Annotated in this window: 13 protein-coding genes and 2 pseudogenes; 8 read left to right on the top strand and 7 right to left on the bottom strand. The window is 72.2% G+C overall.

Features of this window, described 5'->3' with window-relative positions:
- Nucleotides 1-12: 12 nt before the first annotated feature.
- From CHC11_RS18630 to CHC11_RS18645, 4 genes are all read right to left on the bottom strand, one after another.
- The gene (locus tag CHC11_RS18630) at nucleotides 13-825 is read right to left on the bottom strand and encodes a serine/threonine-protein kinase (protein WP_089312990.1); all 813 of its coding nucleotides are present in this window, start codon (nucleotides 823-825) and stop codon (nucleotides 13-15) included.
- 70 nt (nucleotides 826-895) lie between these two features.
- Nucleotides 896-1846, bottom strand: a complete 951-nt coding sequence (locus tag CHC11_RS18635; RefSeq protein ID WP_089312991.1) for an acyl-ACP desaturase — start codon at nucleotides 1844-1846, stop codon at nucleotides 896-898.
- Nucleotides 1847-2017: 171 nt separating this feature from the next.
- A complete protein-coding gene (locus CHC11_RS18640) occupies nucleotides 2018-2785 on the bottom strand; it encodes an SDR family NAD(P)-dependent oxidoreductase (protein WP_089312992.1) in 768 nt (255 codons plus the stop codon).
- A gap of 66 nt (nucleotides 2786-2851) precedes the next feature.
- Nucleotides 2852-3517: an NADPH-dependent F420 reductase gene (locus CHC11_RS18645; RefSeq protein WP_089312993.1), complete on the bottom strand. Its 666-nt coding sequence runs from the start codon at nucleotides 3515-3517 to the stop codon at nucleotides 2852-2854.
- Between the two features lie 82 nt (nucleotides 3518-3599).
- Between CHC11_RS18645 and CHC11_RS18650 the strand changes: the two genes are divergently transcribed.
- A complete protein-coding gene (locus CHC11_RS18650) occupies nucleotides 3600-3971 on the top strand; it encodes a winged helix-turn-helix transcriptional regulator (RefSeq protein ID WP_218826142.1) in 372 nt (123 codons plus the stop codon).
- A 2-nt stretch (nucleotides 3972-3973) separates the two neighbouring features.
- Here CHC11_RS18650 and CHC11_RS18655 read toward each other — a convergent pair whose 3' ends face one another.
- Nucleotides 3974-4756 carry an enoyl-CoA hydratase/isomerase family protein gene (locus tag CHC11_RS18655; RefSeq protein ID WP_089312995.1) on the bottom strand — a complete coding sequence of 261 codons (783 nt, stop codon included), beginning with the start codon at nucleotides 4754-4756 and terminating at the stop codon, nucleotides 3974-3976.
- An 841-nt stretch (nucleotides 4757-5597) separates the two neighbouring features.
- Between CHC11_RS18655 and CHC11_RS42720 the strand changes: the two are divergent.
- From CHC11_RS42720 to CHC11_RS18670, 3 genes and pseudogenes are all read left to right on the top strand, one after another.
- Nucleotides 5598-6359: pseudogene (locus tag CHC11_RS42720) on the top strand (SNF2 helicase-associated domain-containing protein); the annotation flags it as partial.
- Nucleotides 6360-6524: 165 nt separating this feature from the next.
- Nucleotides 6525-9146, top strand: a pseudogene (locus tag CHC11_RS40375) (SNF2-related protein); the annotation flags it as partial.
- A complete protein-coding gene (locus CHC11_RS18670; protein ID WP_089312996.1) occupies nucleotides 9147-9923 on the top strand; it encodes an SWIM zinc finger family protein in 777 nt (258 codons plus the stop codon). It abuts the pseudogene before it with no gap.
- On the opposite strand, the gene CHC11_RS18675 is transcribed toward CHC11_RS18670, so the two are convergent.
- Entirely contained in the window at nucleotides 9920-10183 is a 264-nt protein-coding gene (locus CHC11_RS18675) for a hypothetical protein (protein WP_089312997.1), read from the bottom strand. The genes CHC11_RS18670 and CHC11_RS18675 overlap by 4 nt on opposite strands.
- A 313-nt stretch (nucleotides 10184-10496) precedes the next feature.
- Here CHC11_RS18675 and CHC11_RS18680 point away from each other — a divergent pair, with 313 nt between their 5' ends.
- Nucleotides 10497-10757, top strand: a complete 261-nt coding sequence (locus tag CHC11_RS18680; protein WP_245919394.1) for a helix-turn-helix transcriptional regulator — start codon at nucleotides 10497-10499, stop codon at nucleotides 10755-10757.
- On the top strand, nucleotides 10754-11329 hold the full coding sequence (locus CHC11_RS18685; RefSeq protein WP_089312998.1) for a hypothetical protein: 576 nt from the start codon (nucleotides 10754-10756) through the stop codon (nucleotides 11327-11329). The genes CHC11_RS18680 and CHC11_RS18685 overlap by 4 nt, the downstream gene beginning before the upstream one ends.
- On the opposite strand, the gene glgP is transcribed toward CHC11_RS18685, so the two are convergent.
- Nucleotides 11326-13923, bottom strand: coding sequence for an alpha-glucan family phosphorylase (gene glgP, locus CHC11_RS18690; protein WP_089312999.1), 2598 nt, complete (start codon nucleotides 13921-13923; stop codon nucleotides 11326-11328). The genes CHC11_RS18685 and glgP overlap by 4 nt on opposite strands.
- A 355-nt stretch (nucleotides 13924-14278) precedes the next feature.
- On the opposite strand from glgP, the gene CHC11_RS18695 reads away from it, so the two are divergent.
- Both CHC11_RS18695 and CHC11_RS18700 read left to right on the top strand, forming a co-directional pair.
- Nucleotides 14279-16297 (top strand): alpha-1,4-glucan--maltose-1-phosphate maltosyltransferase, encoded by a 2019-nt coding sequence (locus CHC11_RS18695; RefSeq protein WP_089313000.1) that lies wholly within the window; start codon nucleotides 14279-14281, stop codon nucleotides 16295-16297.
- A partial coding sequence (locus CHC11_RS18700; protein WP_425427328.1) for a hypothetical protein occupies nucleotides 16294-16551 on the top strand: 258 nt, incomplete at its 3' end. The genes CHC11_RS18695 and CHC11_RS18700, both read left to right, overlap by 4 nt.

Here is a 16551-nt window from a genome sequence, read left to right on the forward strand (position 1 = left end):
CAGATCCAGCCATCAGGCCGCCACCACCCCGTCGCCCTCGGCGGCGGCGGCCAGCGCCCCGGCGAACCAGCGCGCGGAGGGACGGTCCGCGGGGTCGCGGCGGAACGCCGCCCGCAGCAGCCCCGCCAGCGGCTCCGGGGCGCCGGCGATGTCGGCCTGGCCGCGCAGGATCCGGAAGCACACCCCGTGCAGCGACCCGCGCCCGAACGGCGGGCGGCCCGTCGCCGCGTAGGCGACCGTCGACGCCCATGAGAACACGTCCGAGGCGGTGCTGGCGCGCTCTCCCTCGATCAGCTCGGGCGCCAGGTAGGCGGGCGTCCCCACGACCATGCCGCGCCTGGTGATCTGCTCCGCGCCGGACTCGTGCGCGATGCCGAAGTCGATCAGCGTCGGCCGGTCGCCCAGCACGATGACGTTGCCGGGCGACACGTCGCGGTGCAGCACGCCCGCGTCGTGGACGTCCCCGAGCGCCAGCGCCAGCCGCCGGGCGAAGCGGGCGAGCCGGTCGCCGCGCATCGGCCCGTACGCCGAGACGAGGTCGTTCAGCGGGCACCCCGGCACGTACTGCATGACCACGTGCGGCCGCCGCGCCGAGATCGCGCCGTCCAGCAGCCGGGCGACGTAGGCACTGCGCACCCGCGCCTGCGCCTGCATCTCCCGCGCCAGCCGGCTGATCGCCTCCGGCTCCCCCGTGAGCTCCGGAACGAGCTCCTTGACCGCGACCTCCCGGCCGCCGGCGTCCATGGCCAGGTAGACCACCGCCGTGCTCCCCCGGCCGATCTCGTCCAGCAACCGGTACCCGCCCAGTCGCCTGTGCGTCCCCATGCACCCTTGGACGCCGGAAAGCGGCCCTCAGGTTCCCGGGTCGCCCCAACCCTTGCGGGCCCGGGTCGCCTCAGCCCTTGCGGGCGGCCTGGCGGGCGCGGCGCTCTTCGCGGCGGGTCTCGAACCTGGTGGCGGCGGCGTCGAGCTGCTCCAGGAACTCGGCGAGCTCCTCGCGGGCCTTCTCGCCGTCGCCCGTCAGGTCGGTGCGGTCGAAGACGCTCCACTTGCGCAGCACCGGGACGAGCACGTCGTCGTGGTGGAGCCGCAGGTCGTAGATGCCGGCGTTGGCGATGACGACCGACTTGCGCAGGAAGCCGTCGATGCTGTGGCCGGGCATCTGGAACGACGTCACGACGTCGGTGACCGCCCGCATCGTCTCGTTCGGGGCGGCCTCCAGCGCGGCGCCCATCAGGTTCCGGTAGAAGATCATGTGGAGGTTCTCGTCGGCGGCGATGCGGGTCATCATCTGCTCGCAGACGGGGTCGCCGGACGCCCTGCCGGTGTTGCGGTGCGACACGCGGGTCGCGAGCTCCTGGAACGACACGTACGCCGTCCCGTGCAGGAACGAGTCGCCGTGGTCGGCCTCGTAGCCCGCCTCCATGTGGTGCATGCGGGCGCGCTCCAGCGCGATCGGGTCGACCGCGCGGGACACGGTGAGGTAGTCGCGCAGGGCGATGCCGTGCCGGTTCTCCTCGGCGGTCCAGCGGTTCACCCAGGTGCCCCAGGCGCCCTCGCGGCCGAAGACGGTGGCGATGGCGCGGTGGTAGCCGGGCAGGTTGTCCTCGGTGAGGAGGTTGACGATCAGCGAGTCGCGCGCCTCGGGCGTCACCTTCGACTGCTCGATCGACCACGGCTCGCCGTTCAGCGGCCCGTCGAAGTCGCGGCCCTCGCTCCACGGGACGTACTGGTGCGGAAACCATTCCTTGGCCATCGACAGGTGCCGGTTGAGCTCCTGCTCGACCACCGGCTCAAGGTCGAGCATGAGGCCGGTCTGGGACTTGTCTTCAGGGGTCACGGACATGCGCTTCCTTCGCTGGACGAGGTCGTCTTGCAGCCGCCCAGCAGGCCGTTCACAACCTACTCAAGCGTAGGTTCGATGGTCGCGAGAAAGCGCGAGCCCCGTCAAGTCAGCACCGCGACAAGCAACGCGCGGGAACTTTTGTAGATCCGCGCGAAACGACGTGACGTCTTGTCACCGCGTGTCGGCGGCCTGTTGCCACATGCGGTTCACGGCCGCCCTGAGGAGCGGTCTCGGAACGAGGCGGAGCGCCGGGAGCGCCGCCTTGTACTGCATGCCGGGAACGCACAGCGCGCGTCCGGTCGCCACCGCCTCCAGCCCCGCCCGCGCCACGTCCTCGCGCCGCAGCCAGAGGAGGTTGGCCGGGACGTCGTCGTCGGTGCGGGTGAACCCGGGGCACAGCGCCGTCACGTGGACGCCCTTGCCCGCGACCTCCGAGTGCAGGCTCTCGGAGAACGACGCCACATACGCCTTCGTCGCCCCGTAGGTCGCGCTGCCGGGCGAGGGCGCGAACCCCGCCATCGACGCGACGTTCAGCACCCCGCCCCGGCCGCGCGCGATCATCCCGGGCAGGGCGGCGTGGGCGAGCCGCACGAGGGCGGCCACGTTCAGCTCGATCTGCGCCAGATGGTCGTCCAGCGGCAGTTCCGCGAACGCTCCAAAAGCGCCGTACCCGGCATTGTTGACCAGCAACTCGACCGGCTCGGTGCGCAGCCGCCCCTCGACCTCGGCGCGCTGCGCGGGATCGGTGAGGTCGGCGGCCAGGACCTCCACGGCGACCCGGTACCGTTCGACGAGTTCGCGGGCCAGCCCGTCCAGCCGCTCGCTCCGGCGGGCCACGACCACCAGGTCGGTGCCGCGGGCGGCCAGGAGGCGGGCGAAGCTCTCGCCGATACCGCTGGACGCCCCCGTCACGAGCGCGGTCCGGAACGCATGTCGCATGGCGGCAGATGCTAGCGGCGGTTCTTCGCGCACCCCCACAGCACGCCCAAAAAACACAGATATCTTTCAGCCCGCGAGTTCCGAGGTGCGCGCCGGGTCGCCGCCAGCGTACTCGGGCGGAGGCAGCATCGCCGCCGGATCCTCGCCCGCCACCCACAGCCCCACCAGGAACGCGGTCGCGGCCTCCAGGAGCCCGGCCCTCTCCAGTCCTCCGCCGTCCATCGGCACGCAGCCGAGGTCGCCCACCAGGCCCCGCACCACGGCGAGGGCCTCCTCGTCGTCCCCGCACAGCGGGACGCCGAGGGGGCGGCCCGCGAACGCCGGGGGCGTCATCCGCCACACGCTCTCGTGGCAGGTGCTGAACGCCTTGACGACCCGCGCGCCGCTGGCGTCGGCGATCCGCCGCGCCGCGGACGGGCCGCCCTCGGTCTTGAGCCGCTCGAACGGCGGCTCCATCGGGTTGGTGCAGTCGATCAGCACGCGTCCCGCCAGCGGCCCCGCCTCGCGCAGGACGTCCTGGACGCCCTCGTGCCAGACGGCGAGGAGCACCGCGTCGCCGAACTCGGCCGCCTCCCGCAGCGTGCCGCCGGCCGCGCCGTGCCCGATCCGGCCGGCCAGCGCGACCGCCTTCGCGGGCGTCCGCGCCCCGATCCGCACCCGGTGTCCCTTGCGCGCCCACTGCGTGGCGAGCGCTTCCGCCATGGCGCCCGCGCCGAGCACTCCGATCCGCATGTCGTCCTCCCGTTCGTTTACCGTCGGTCGGGACGTTAGGCGGTCTGTTCCGCACCATCCGGTGCGTATCGGAAGGGTCAGGATGGCGGGCGAACCCATGGACGAGTACGAGTACATCGCCGACTGCCGGACGCGGCTCGGCCTCGACCTGCTGTCCGGCACGTGGACGGGCGTCGTGCTGTGGACGCTGCGGAACGGCCCGCTGCGTCCGGGCGAGATGCGGGCGCGGATCGGGGGCATCAGCCACAAGGTGCTGACCGAGACGCTCCGCCGCCTCGAACGCGACGGCCTGGTCGCCCGCCGCCGCTACGCCGAGGCGCCCCCGCGCGTCGAGTACGAGCTGACCTCGCCGGGGCGCGGGATGCTCGAACCCCTCGCCGCCCTCGGCCGCTGGACCGAGCGCTACGCCGAGGAGGTGCTCGACACGCGGGACGGAGCGCTCAGCGACATGTGAACTCAGCGACCGGTGAACGTCGCCTTGCCGGGGCCCTCCTCCAGGAAGCTCTTCATCCCGCTCGCCTGGTCCTCAGTGGCGAACAGCGCGGCGAACTGCGTGCGCTCGATCTCCAGCCCGGTGTCGAGGTCGGCCTCGAGGCCCCGGTCGATGGCCTGCTTGGCGGCGCGCAGCGCGATCGCGGGACCGCCGACGAACGTCGCCGCCCACTCCTTGGCGGCGGCGTAGACGGCGTCGTCGGGGACGACCCGGTCCACCAGGCCGATCGCGAGGGCCTCGCCCGCCGCGACGTGCCGTCCCGAGAAGATCAGGTCCTTGGCCTTCGACGGCCCGACCAGCCGGGCCAGCCGCTGCGTGCCGCCCGCGCCGGGGATGATGCCGAGCTGGATCTCCGGCTGCCCGACCTTCGCGCCCTCGCCCGCGACGCGGAAGTCGGCGGTCAGCGCCACCTCCAGCCCGCCGCCGAGCGCGTACCCGGTGATCGCGGCGATGACCGGCTTGGGGATCGCGGCGAGCGCCTTGGCGAAGTCCTGCAGCAGCCGCGAGTGGCCCGCCGACATCTCCGCGTACGACATCGGGGCCATCTCCTTGATGTCCGCGCCCGCCGCGAACACCCGCGCGCCCCCGTAGAGCACGACCGCGCCGACCGCCTCGTCCTGCGTGACCTGCCGGGCCGCGTCGATCAGCTCCCGCTGCATCTGGGCGTTCAGGGCGTTCATCTTCGGACGGTCCAGCCTGATCGTCGCGATTCCGTCCTCGACCTCGACCCGTACGAACTCGCCCACGGCGACCCTCCCAGTGTGACTCGGTGGCGGACGCCCCGAGCCTAGCCAGCGAGCCGCCGCACGCCCGCCGCCGGGCGTCCCCGTCCGGCGGCGGGCCGCGCGGCTCATCTGAGGGGCGGCTGTCGGGAGGCGTGGAGCGCGGCGGCGTCCGAGGGGGCTGGTAGCTTCGGGGACCATGCTCGTCGCCCACGCCACCTGGCATGGCGGTGCGCTCTGCCTGTGGGCAGAACGCACCGGCCCGCACGAGCCCTCCCCCGGCGTCCACCCCTTCGCGACCTGCGACTTCACCGGCACGTCCTACGAGCCGCTCCTGCGCGCCGCGTTCCGCGTCGAGCTGGCGATGTCGCTGCCCACCGCGGGCGACCATCCGCTGCCGTCGGCGGAGCTGGGCCCCGAGCCGGTGCGCGACGAGCCCGAGCTGCGCACGTGGCGGGTCCCGGCCCTGGTCCTCGCGCCGTTCCCCGCGATGGCGCTGCTCCAGGCGGCCGAACACAGCGCCGACGTCGTCGCGGGCACCGACCTGCGCTTCCTGTGCATGCTCGCGGACGAGGCGGTGCACCTCGCCGGGCGCGGCCACGTCCTGCCCGCCCTGCTGCGCGAGGACGGCGACCTCGTGGCCCGCTGGCGCCCGGTGGTCGACGACCCGGCGCGGTTCCGCGCGCTGGCCCGCGCCATGCCCGCCGCCTGCCGCGCGGCGGACGGCGGGCGTCCCGCCGCCGAGGTCCTGCGCGAGGCGCTGTCGGCCCTGGTCGACACGGCCGTACGGGGTGTCGTGCCGCATCCGCTGCTGGTGTCGCGGCGCAAGGAGCCCGACCGGCTGCCGCTCGCCGAACGCTGGGTGATGGCGCTGACCGGCCCCTCCCCCGAGGTCGCCCGCGAGCCCCGCGACGACCCCGACGACCTGATCGCCGAGCTGGACGCGTGGGCCGCCGCCGCGCGCCGCCCGTCCGGCCCGCTGCGCGTCTGCTTCCGCCTCGCCGAACCCGGCGCCGCGGAGTTCGGGGAGGACGCCGAGCCCCGCGACGGCGACTCCTGGCGGGTCGAGTTCGCCCTCCAGGGCACCGACGACCCGAGCCTCTACGTCCCCGCCGCCCTGGTCTGGGACGGCGAGGCCACCTCGATCCCGCAGGCCGAGGAGACCCTCCTCGCCGGCCTCGGCCGCGCCCTGCGCCTGTTCCCCGACCTGGCGCCCGCCCTGGACGGCCCCGCGCCGGGCGAGCTCCTCCTCGACACGGCCGGCGCGTTCCGCTTCCTCCGCCAGGCGGCCCCGATGCTCGCCGCCGCGGGTTTCGGCGTCCTCCTCCCCCAGTGGGCGGGCAAGGCGAAACTCGGCATGAGGCTCACCGCCCGCAACGAGGACCCGGAGGCCTCCGCGGGGGCGGCGGCGCCCTCCGGCTTCGACCTGAAGTCGATGGTCGACTTCCGCTGGGACCTCGCCATCGGCGACGAGAGCATCGACGAGGCCGAACTGGAGGAGCTGGCCCGGCTGAAGACCCCGCTCGTCCGCCTGCGCGGCCAGTGGGTGGAGCTGGACGAGCACCAGCTGGAGGCGGCCCTCGACTTCCTGCGCCACCCGCGCCGCGGCCGCATGACCGCCGCCGAGGCGATCCGGGCGATCGTGCACGCCGGCGACGACGTCCTCCCGCTGACCGAGGTGGACGCCTCCGGCCCCCTCGGCGACCTCCTGTCCGGCGAAGCCGACCGCCGCCTCACCCCCATGCGCACCCCCGAGGGGTTCAACGGCACGCTTCGACCGTTCCAGGAGCGCGGCCTCGCCTGGCTGAAGTTCCTCGGCGACCTCGGACTCGGCGGCGTCCTCGCGGACTCGATGGGCCTTGGCAAGTGCGTTGGGAAAGACGACTTCGTCTTCGTGAACGGCGCCCTGATGAAGGCGAAGGACGTCTGGGCGCGCTTCGCGTCCGCGTTGGAACCCGATGGCGAAGGCGAGTGGTCGATACCGGCGCGGGAGTTGACCGTCAATTCCATCGCCAAGGACGGGCGGATCGTTCCCGCCACGGTCACCCGGCTCTACCGCCAGCACATCGCCGAGAAGGTGCGCAGAATCCGGCTGGACGACGGCAGCGAGATCATCGTGACCCGCCGGCACCGCCTCCTGGGCCTCGACGACTGGACGAACGACCTCCGCCCAGGGATGCGCGTCTGCGTTCCGGCACGGCTGCGGCATGAGGGTGCCGCCCTGGACCCGGATCTGACCGTCCTGCTCGCCTGGCAGATGGCCGAGGGGAGCGAGGGCCGGTGGACCACCGTGGTCATCACCCAGAACAACGTGCGCACGCTCGAAGACCTTCAGGCTCGACTGAAGCGCGTGGCGGACAGGTTCGACCTCGCGTTGAACGATGCGAGAGTCATACCGGCGAGCGGCACCAAAGCCCCCTTCATGAGATTCAGCGGAAAGCCCTACAGGGAACTGCTGGAAAAGCACGGGTATCGCTGGGGCAGCCACTCGGCTGACAAGCGGATCCCTGAGAGCGTCATGGCGGCCGACGAGGCGACCGTCCGGCTCTTCCTTCGGCACTTCCTCGCCGCCGAATCCTCGGTCGACATGTCGAGGCGCCTCGTTGAGATCAGCTCCGCGTCCGTCTGGATCATGCGGCAGCTCAGCACGCTGCTGCGCAGGTTCGGCGTCTGGCTGCGCATCTCCACGGCATGGAAGTGCGCCACGAACGGCAGCGGCATCAAGCGCCCGTACCAGATCGGTCTCATCGGCGGCGCGAGCCTTCGGCGGTTCCACCGCCTCATCGGAATCGCCGACGCCGCCAAGCAGGCCCGAGTAGGTGAGATCTGCGCCGAACCGGCTGAGGCGGAGTACCGGCTTCGCGAGGGCTCCAAATGGACGGCGCAGACGTTGGCCGCGTACGAGCGCCTCGACGGCGTCGAACTCCAGCGAATCCGCGACCGGCTCGATGAGCGGGCCACTCGCGAGGTCTACTACACGAGAATCGCCTCGGTCGAGGAGGTGGACTATGAAGGCTTCGTCTACGACTTCGAGGTCGCCGATCACCATAACTACGTCGCCGAGGGGATGCTGTGCCACAACACGGCCCAGTCCCTGGCCCTTCTCGCGTCCGAGCGGGCGAACGGCGAGCGCCCAGGCCCCACCCTCCTCATAGGGCCGATGTCGCTGGTGGGGAACTGGCAGCGGGAGGCTGCGCGGTTCACGCCCAAGTTGCGGGTCTACGTCCATCACGGGACGGGGCGGCGCCGGGGGGAGGAGCTCGCCGGGGCGGTGGCGGCGTCGGATCTGGTGCTCACCACGTACGGGACGGCGGCGCGCGACGCGGAGATGCTCGCGCCGATCGCGTGGGAGCGGGTCATCTGCGACGAGGCGCAGGCGCTCAAGAACAGCGGGACACGGCAGGCCAGGGCGGTGCGGAGCATCCCGGCGCGGAGCCGGATCGCGCTCACCGGCACGCCGGTGGAGAACCACCTGACCGAACTGTGGTCGATCATGGAGTTCGCGAATCCGGGCCTGCTCGGGCCGCGGAGCGCCTTCCGGCGGCGGTTCGCGATCCCGATCGAGCGGGAGGGCGACGAGCAGGCGGCGCTGGCGCTCAGGCGGGCGACGCAGCCGTTCATCCTGCGCCGCCTCAAGACCGACAGGTCGATCATCTCGGATCTGCCGGACAAGCAGGAGATCAAGGTCTACTGCAACCTGACGACCGAGCAGGCGTCGCTCTACCAGGCGACCGTGGACGACATGCTCCAGCAGATCGCCGAGGCGGAGGAGGCCGAGCGTCGCGGGCTGGTGCTGGCGACGATGGCCAAGCTCAAGCAGGTCTGCAACCATCCGGCGCACCTGCTCAAGGACGGTTCGCGCCTGCCCGGCCGGTCGGGCAAGCTCGAACGGCTGGAGGAGATCTGCGCCGAGGTGCTGGAGCAGGGCGAGAAGGCGCTCGTCTTCACCCAGTACGCCGAGTTCGGGTCGATGCTCCAGCCCTACCTGGCGGCGCGGCTCGAACGGCCGGTGCTGTGGCTGCACGGCGGGACGTCCAAGCAGGGGCGGGACGACCTCGTCCAGCGGTTCCAGGAGGACACCGAGCCCGCGATCTTCCTGCTGTCCCTCAAGGCCGCCGGGACGGGCCTGACGCTGACCGCCGCCAACCACGTCGTGCACGTGGACCGCTGGTGGAACCCGGCCGTGGAGGACCAGGCCACCGACCGGGCGTTCCGCATCGGGCAGACCCGCAACGTCCAGGTCCGCAAGTTCGTCTGCGTCGGGACGATGGAGGAGCGCGTCGACGAGATGATCGAACGCAAGAAGGCCCTGGCCGACTCGATCGTCGGCACCGGTGAGGACTGGCTGACCGAGCTGTCGGTCGCGGAGCTGCGCGACGTCCTGCGGCTGTCGCCGGAGGCGGTGAGCGACTAGGTGGACGAGGGCATCAGGGCGCGCACCAGGCGGGGCTCGATCGGGGCGCGGTGGTGGTCGCGGCGCTTCATCGACCTGGTGGAGTCGTTCGCCGACGCCGGGCGCCTCCAGCGGGGCCGCGCCTACGCCCGCAAGGGCAACGTGTTCGACCTGCGGGTGGAGGCGCACGAGGTCACCGCGAAGGTGCGGGGCTCGGCACCGGAGCCGTACGAGGTGGCGCTCGGGATCGAGGCGATCGACGAGGACGGCTGGCGCGCGGTGGAGGCGGAGCTGGCGTCCCGCGCGCTGTTCCGGGCCCGGCTGCTGGCCGGGGAGATGCCGCCGGAGATCGAGTGGGTGTTCGCCGAGCTCGGGCTCGCGCTGTTCCCGGACTCGGCGTCCGACCTGCACCTGATGTGCGACTGCCCCGACTGGGGCGACCCGTGCAAGCACGCCGCCGCCGTCCTGTACCTGCTGGCCGAGGCGTTCGACGACGACCCGTTCCTCATCCTCCAGTGGAACGGCCGGCGCCGGGACCAGCTGCTCGGCGCGCTGCGGCGCGCCACCGGGACCGAGCCCGATCCGCTGGAGGTGCGGGACGAGCCGCTCACCGCCGCCGGGTTCTGGACGCCGCCGTCCGGGCTGGGCCGGCTCCGCGAGCGCCCGCCCGCGCCGCCCGTCCCGCCGGGGTTCGTGCTCCAGGTCGCCGCGGCCCCGCCGGTCCGCGTCCGGCGGCGCGCGCTGACGGACGTGCTGGCGCCCGCCTACGAGGCGCTCGCCGGGCAGGACGAGGACTAGAGCGGCAGGCGGGCGCGGACGGTGAACCCGCCGTCCGGGCCGGGCCCGGCGTCGAGGCCGCCGCCGAGCGCCTCGCGCAGGTAGGCGCGGCGGTTGCGGACGCCGCCGACGGCGACGGCGACGGCGACGGCGACGGCGACGGCGACGGCGACGGCGACGGCGACGGCGACGGCGACGAACCAGCCGATGAGCAGGAAGCCAGCGGCGTCGGCGAAATGGTTGACGTCGTCGCGGCGGTCGGCGGCCACGGTCCCGGCCACCGCGATCCCCGCGAGGGCGACGTCGGCGGTGCGGCCGGCCTGCGGCCACGGGACCGCCCGCGCGTCGCGGTTCGCAAGTCACGCATTTCCCTCCTGTCAGGATCCGTCCGCTTGCACACTGGATACGGAATGTAGTACTTCTGCTATCAGTAGACGCAGTTATACAGCGATCCATCCAAGGACCCGTACAGGGGGTGCGCATGAGCGAGCCGGTGATCCGCGCGCGGGACGTGGGGATGCGCCACGGCCGCGCGGAGATGCCGCGCGGCGCGGACCGGGCGACGACCGCCGGGGTCCCCGAAGGGTGCGGGCCGTGATCCGCAAGGCCGATCCGGTGCCCGCCGAGAAGGAGACCGTGCACAACCGGATCCCGGTGCTGAGGGCGGAGCGCGGCGTCTCGCGCCGCGACCTCGCCACCGCACTGGGAGTGCACTACCAGACGGTCGGTTACCTGGAACGGGGCGAGTACAGCCCCAGCCTGCACCTCGCCCTGCGCATCGCCGAGTACTTCGAGGTGCCGGTCGAGGTCGTCTTCTCCCTCAAGCCGTTCCCGAGAATTGGAGACACGTCATGACGAACCGCACGGCCGGATGGCTGGAGCGGTCCCGCCGCAAGCGCGCGGACCGCCTCGCCACCCTCGACGAGACCCTGGAGAGGCGGATGCCCGCCCGCTACGCGCGCCGCCGCCCCCGCCGGGTGCTGGCGGGGACGGGCGCGGTCATGCTGGGCCTGTTCTGGGTGGACGCCGCGGTGTCCTGGGCGCTGGCCCCGAGCGACACCGCGATGATCGTCAACTTCGTGATCCTCGGCGTCCTGGTGGTGGGCGGGATGCCGCTGGCCGGCCAGCTGATCGCGGTGACCCGGGGCCTGACCTCCAGGCGGGAGCGGGAGCTGGACGAGCGGCAGCTCGCGGCGCGGCTCCGCGCGTTCGCGACGTCGCACCGGGCCACCACGTTCGTGTTGTTCGCGGTGCTGGTGGTGACGATGGTCGCCGACCGGGACGGCCGCGACTCGCAGATCCCCGGCGCCGCGCTCTTCCTGATCCTGTTCGCCCTGCTGGCGACCCACACCCTGCTCCCCCTCGTCGTCGCGGCGTGGCAGACGCCCGACCCGCCGCCCGTCGACGACGAGGGGGAGGACGGCTAGCGCAGGTCGCCGTTCGTCATGCCCTGCGGCGCGGGCGGCAGCGCGACGAGGCCCATCTCGGCCCGTCCGGACAGCAGCGGGTGGCTCGGCACCACCCGCACGCTGTAGCCGAACGCGCCGCTGCGCCCGAGCGGCACCTCGCCGGTGTAGCGGCGCCGCCCGTTCTCGGCCGGGCCGCCGTCCTCCAGCTCCAGGTAGGACGGGTCGACGATCGCGTCGGCGTCGTCCACCCGGCCGTAGGCGACCTCGACGGCGACGTCCTCGGGGGCGAGCCCGTCGAGGTCCACCACGACGCGGACCGCCAGCCGCGCGCCGACCTGGGGGCTCTCCTCCCCGGTGGACTCGACGTGCTCGACGGTGATCCGCGACCAGGCGGAGCGGACCTGCCGCTTCCAGGCCGCGAGTTCGCGGGCGCCCGCGAACTTGTCGGCGACCATGGAGCGCTCCGAGATGGCGGCCGGGGTGTACAGGTCGTCGACGTAGTCGCGCAGCATCCGGGACGCGAGGACCTTCGGGCCGAGGGTGGCGATGGTGTGCTTCACCATCTCCAGCCAGCGGCGCGGCATCCCGGCAGAGTCGCGGTCGTAGAACGTGACGGACACGTGGTCCTCGATGAGCTCGTACAGGGCGGCGGCCTCCAGCTCGTCGCGCCGGTCGGGGCTGGCGAGGCCGTCGGCGGAGGGGATCGCCCAGCCGTTCTGGCCGTCGTACCACTCGTCCCACCAGCCGTCGCGGATCGACAGGTTCAGCCCGCCGTTCAGCGCCGCCTTCATCCCGGACGTGCCGCACGCCTCCAGCGGGCGCAGCGGGTTGTTCATCCACACGTCGCAGCCCTGGACCAGGAGCTGTCCGAGGGCCATGTCGTAGTCGGGCAGGAACACGATCCGGTGCCGGACGTCCTCGGACCCGGTGAACCGGACGATCTCCTGGATGAGCCGCTTGCCGCCCTCGTCGGCCGGGTGCGCCTTCCCGGCGATGACGATCTGCACGGGCCGGTCGGGGTCCAGCAGGATCGCGCGGAGCCGGTCCGGGTCGCTCATCATCAGCGTGAGCCGCTTGTAGGACGGCACGCGCCGCGCGAACCCGATCGTGAGGACGTCGGGGTCGAGGGCGTCGTCGATCCAGGAGGTCTCGGCCTCGCTGGCGCCGCGCTGCCGCCACGACTCGCGCAGCCGGCGGCGCGCGTCCATCACGAGGCGGCGGCGCAGCAGGTTCCGCATCCGCCAGACCTCGGGCTCGGGGACGTCGCGCACCGCCTCCCAGCCGCGCCCGGACTCCATCACCGACGGCAGCTCCCGGGCGGTGAACTCCAGCACCTCGCGCGCGACCCAGGTGCCCGCGTGCACGCCGTTGGTGATCGACCCGACGGGGACCTCGGCGGTGTCGAACCCGCCCCACAGCCCGCCGAACATCTCGCGGCTGACCTCGCCGTGCAGCCGGCTGACGCCGTTCACGCGCTGGGCCAGGCGCATTCCCATCACGGCCATGTTGAACACGGTCCGGTCGCCGCCGGGGTAGTCCTCGGCGCCGAGCGCGAGGATCCGGTCGACGGGGACCTGCTCCTCCTCGTTCGCGCCGCCGAAGTAGCGGGCGATCAGCTCGCGGGGGAAGCGGTCGATGCCGGCCGGGACGGGCGTGTGGGTGGTGAAGACCGTGCCCGCCCGGACCGCCTCCAGCGCCTCGTCGAAGGTGAGGCCCTCCTCCTTGGCCAGCTCGCGGATGCGCTCCAGGCCGAGGAAGCCGGCGTGGCCCTCGTTGGTGTGGAACACCTCCGGCGCCGGGTGCCCGGTGATGCGGCAGTACGCGCGGATGGCCCGCACGCCGCCGATGCCGAGCAGCATCTCCTGGAGGAGGCGGTGGTCGCCGCCGCCCCCGTACAGCCGGTCGGTGACGTCCCGGGCCGCCTGGTCGTTCTCCTCGACGTCGGAGTCGAGGAGAAGCTGCGGGACGCGGCCGACCCGCACGATCCACACCTGCGCGTGCAGGCCGCCGCCCTTGGGCAGGCCGATGACGACGCGCACCGGCGTCCCGTCCCGCTCCCGCAGGAGGGTGAGGGGCAGGCCGTTGGGGTCGAGCGGGGGGTAGCGCTCCAGCTGCCAGCCGTCCGGAGACAGCGACTGGGAGAAGTAGCCGTGCCGGTAGAGGAGCCCGACCCCGAGGATGGGGACGCCCAAGTCGCTGGCGGTCTTCAGGTGGTCGCCCGCGAGGATGCCGAGGCCCCCGGAGTACTGCGGCAGCGCGGCGGTGATCCCGTACTCGGGTGAGAAGTAGGCGATGCTCAACGGCGAGTCCCCCGGCCGCGACTGGTACCAGCGCGGCGCCGTCAGGTACTCGTGCAGGTCCTCGGCGGTGTCGTGCAGGCGTCGCAGGAACCGCCGGTCCTCCGCCAGACGCGCGAGCCGCTCGGGGGCGACCTCGCCGAGCAGCCGGACCGGATCGTGGTGGACGGCCTTCCAGAGTGCCGGGTCCACGTCCCGGAAGAGGTCGAGGGTCTCGTGGTGCCACGACCAGCGCAGGTTGAGGACCAGCTCCTCAAGCTGCCTGAGGGGCTCGGGAAGGACGGTGCGTACCGTGAAACGTCGGATTGCCTTCACGCAACGTCACGCTATGCGCTCCGGGGGCATGGGCGCGACGGCGGGGACCACACCGTCACCTCGCGGACCGGTCGGCCCGGCGGAGGCGTGAATCCCTGGAACCCCTTCGCCACAGGGGCTGTCGTCCGGTCCCAGGCGGTCGTCACCAGGGCGGGTCCCCGGGTCGCGGCCGACCGTTTGCCCAAACTCGACTTTCCCAAGACCGGCGCGGCCCGGCCGGGGCCGGCCATGAGCCGGCGCGCACGCCACCGCGGGTCATCGGTCGAACGCGGAAAATCATTTGGAACTACTTGGCGGTAGGGGCCGCGTTGCGGGCATGGACGTTTTGGATCAACCGAGAGGGTAGGGGTGGCACATGCACGTCGAGTCCGGAACGTCCAGCATGCCCGGCATTCCGAGGCTTGGTCGCATTCCCATCGTCGACGTCGAGCCGGTGGTGGGGTGCGGCCGGTGGCCGGCGAAGGCCGTGGTGGGTGAGACGGTCGAGGTGTCGGCGACGGTGTTCCGGGAGGGGCACGAGCGGCTGGGTGCGGCGGTGGTGCTGCGGACGCCGGAGGGTGAGGAGCTGGCGCCGCAGCGGATGAGCGAGGTCGGGGCCGGGCTGGACCGGTGGTCGGCGCGGGTGACGCCGACGGAGATGGGGTCGTGGTCGTTCCGGGTGGAGGCCTGGGGCGATCCGATCGCCCACTGGTGGCACGACGCTCAGATCAAGGTTCCGCGCGGTCAGGACGTCGAACTCATGCTCGCCGAGGGGGCGCAGCTGTTCGCCCGCGCGGCGCAGGCCGTCCCGAGCAAGGACCGCCCGACCGTGGAGCGGCTGGCCAAGCGCCTGCGGGACGAGACCGTGCCGGTCGCCGACCGGATGGAGGCCGTGGCCGATCCCGACGTCGCCGACATCCTGGAACGCCATCCGTTGCGGGACCTGCTGACGGTCGGTGACTGGTTTCCGCTGGTGGTGCACCGGCAGCGGGCGCTGTTCGGGGCCTGGTACGAGTTCTTCCCCCGCTCCGAAGGCGCCGCCTTCGACCCGCTGGGACGCCGCGGCCCCATCTCCGGCACCTTCCGCACCGCGATGAAACGGCTCCCCGCCATCGCCGACATGGGCTTCGACGTGGTCTACCTACCGCCCATCCACCCGATCGGCACCAGCCACCGCAAAGGCCCCAACAACACCCTGGACGCCGGCCCCTACGACCCCGGCTCCCCCTGGGCCATCGGATCGGCCGACGGCGGCCACGACGCCGTCCACCCCGACCTGGGCACCCTGGACGACTTCGACGCCTTCGTCGAACACGCCGGCAACTGCGGCCTGGAAATCGCCCTGGACCTGGCCCTGCAATGCTCCCCCGACCACCCCTGGGTACGCGACCACCCCGAATGGTTCACCACCCGCGCCGACGGCACCATCGCCTACGCCGAGAACCCGCCCAAGAAATACCAGGACATCTACCCCCTCAACTTCGACCACGACCCCGACGGCCTCTACACCGCCGTCAAAAACCTCCTCCACCACTGGATGGACCACGGCGTCCGGATCTTCCGCGTCGACAACCCCCACACCAAACCCGCCGCGTTCTGGGAACGGCTCCTGGCCGACATCCACACCACCGACCCCGACGTACTGTTCCTGGCCGAAGCCTTCACCCGCCCCGCCATGATGCACACCCTCGCCAAAATCGGATTCCACCAGTCCTACACCTACTTCACCTGGCGCAACAACGCCGAAGAACTCACCGAATACCTCACCCAGCTCACCGGCACCACCGCCGCCTACATGCGCCCCAACTTCTTCACCAACACCCCCGACATCCTCAGCGAATACCTCCAGCACGGAGGCCGCCCCGCCTTCGAAATCCGCGCCGTCCTCGCCGCGCTCCTCTCCCCCACCTGGGGCATCTACTCCGGCTACGAACTCTGCGAGAACACCCCCGTACGCCCCGGCAGCGAGGAATACCGCGACTCCGAGAAATACCAGTACCGACCCCGCGACTGGGAAACCGCCGACCGCACCGGCACCACCATCGCCCCCCTCATCACCACCCTCAACACACTCCGCAACACCCACCCCGCCCTCCAACAACTCCGCAACCTGCACTTCCACCACATCGACCAACCCGAACTCCTCGCCTTCTCCAAACGCCACCTCCACGACACCGTCCTGACCATCATCAACCTCAACCCCCACCAACCCCGCGAAGCCACCGTCCACCTCGACCTCCCCGCACTCGGCCTCCCCGACGACCCCGACCGGCCCCACACCGTCACCGACCAACTCGACGGCACGACCTACACCTGGCGCGGATCGAACTACGTCCACCTCGATCCCCGAGTCCGACCCGCACACGTCCTGACGTTCGGGAGCAGCGAGAGTTGAGCGGATCCCACGAGCCCCAGTCCCCGGCCGTCCCGCCGGAAGCCCCTCCTGGCCAGATGCCCCGGGACGATCCCTTCACCGAGATCCCTTCGGATGCCATTCCGACGCAGTCCGAACCCGTCCCGGACGCATTCGACCCGGATACCCCACGTGACCCGCACTGGTTCAAGACGGCGGTGTTCTACGAGGTGTCGGTCCGGGGGTTCGCCGATTCCAACGACGACGGTTACGGCGACCTGCGCGGGCTGATCTCC

Origin of the sequence: Actinomadura mexicana, from assembly GCF_900188105.1 — a bacterium.
Taxonomy (GTDB): Bacteria; Actinomycetota; Actinomycetes; order Streptosporangiales; family Streptosporangiaceae; genus Spirillospora; species Spirillospora mexicana.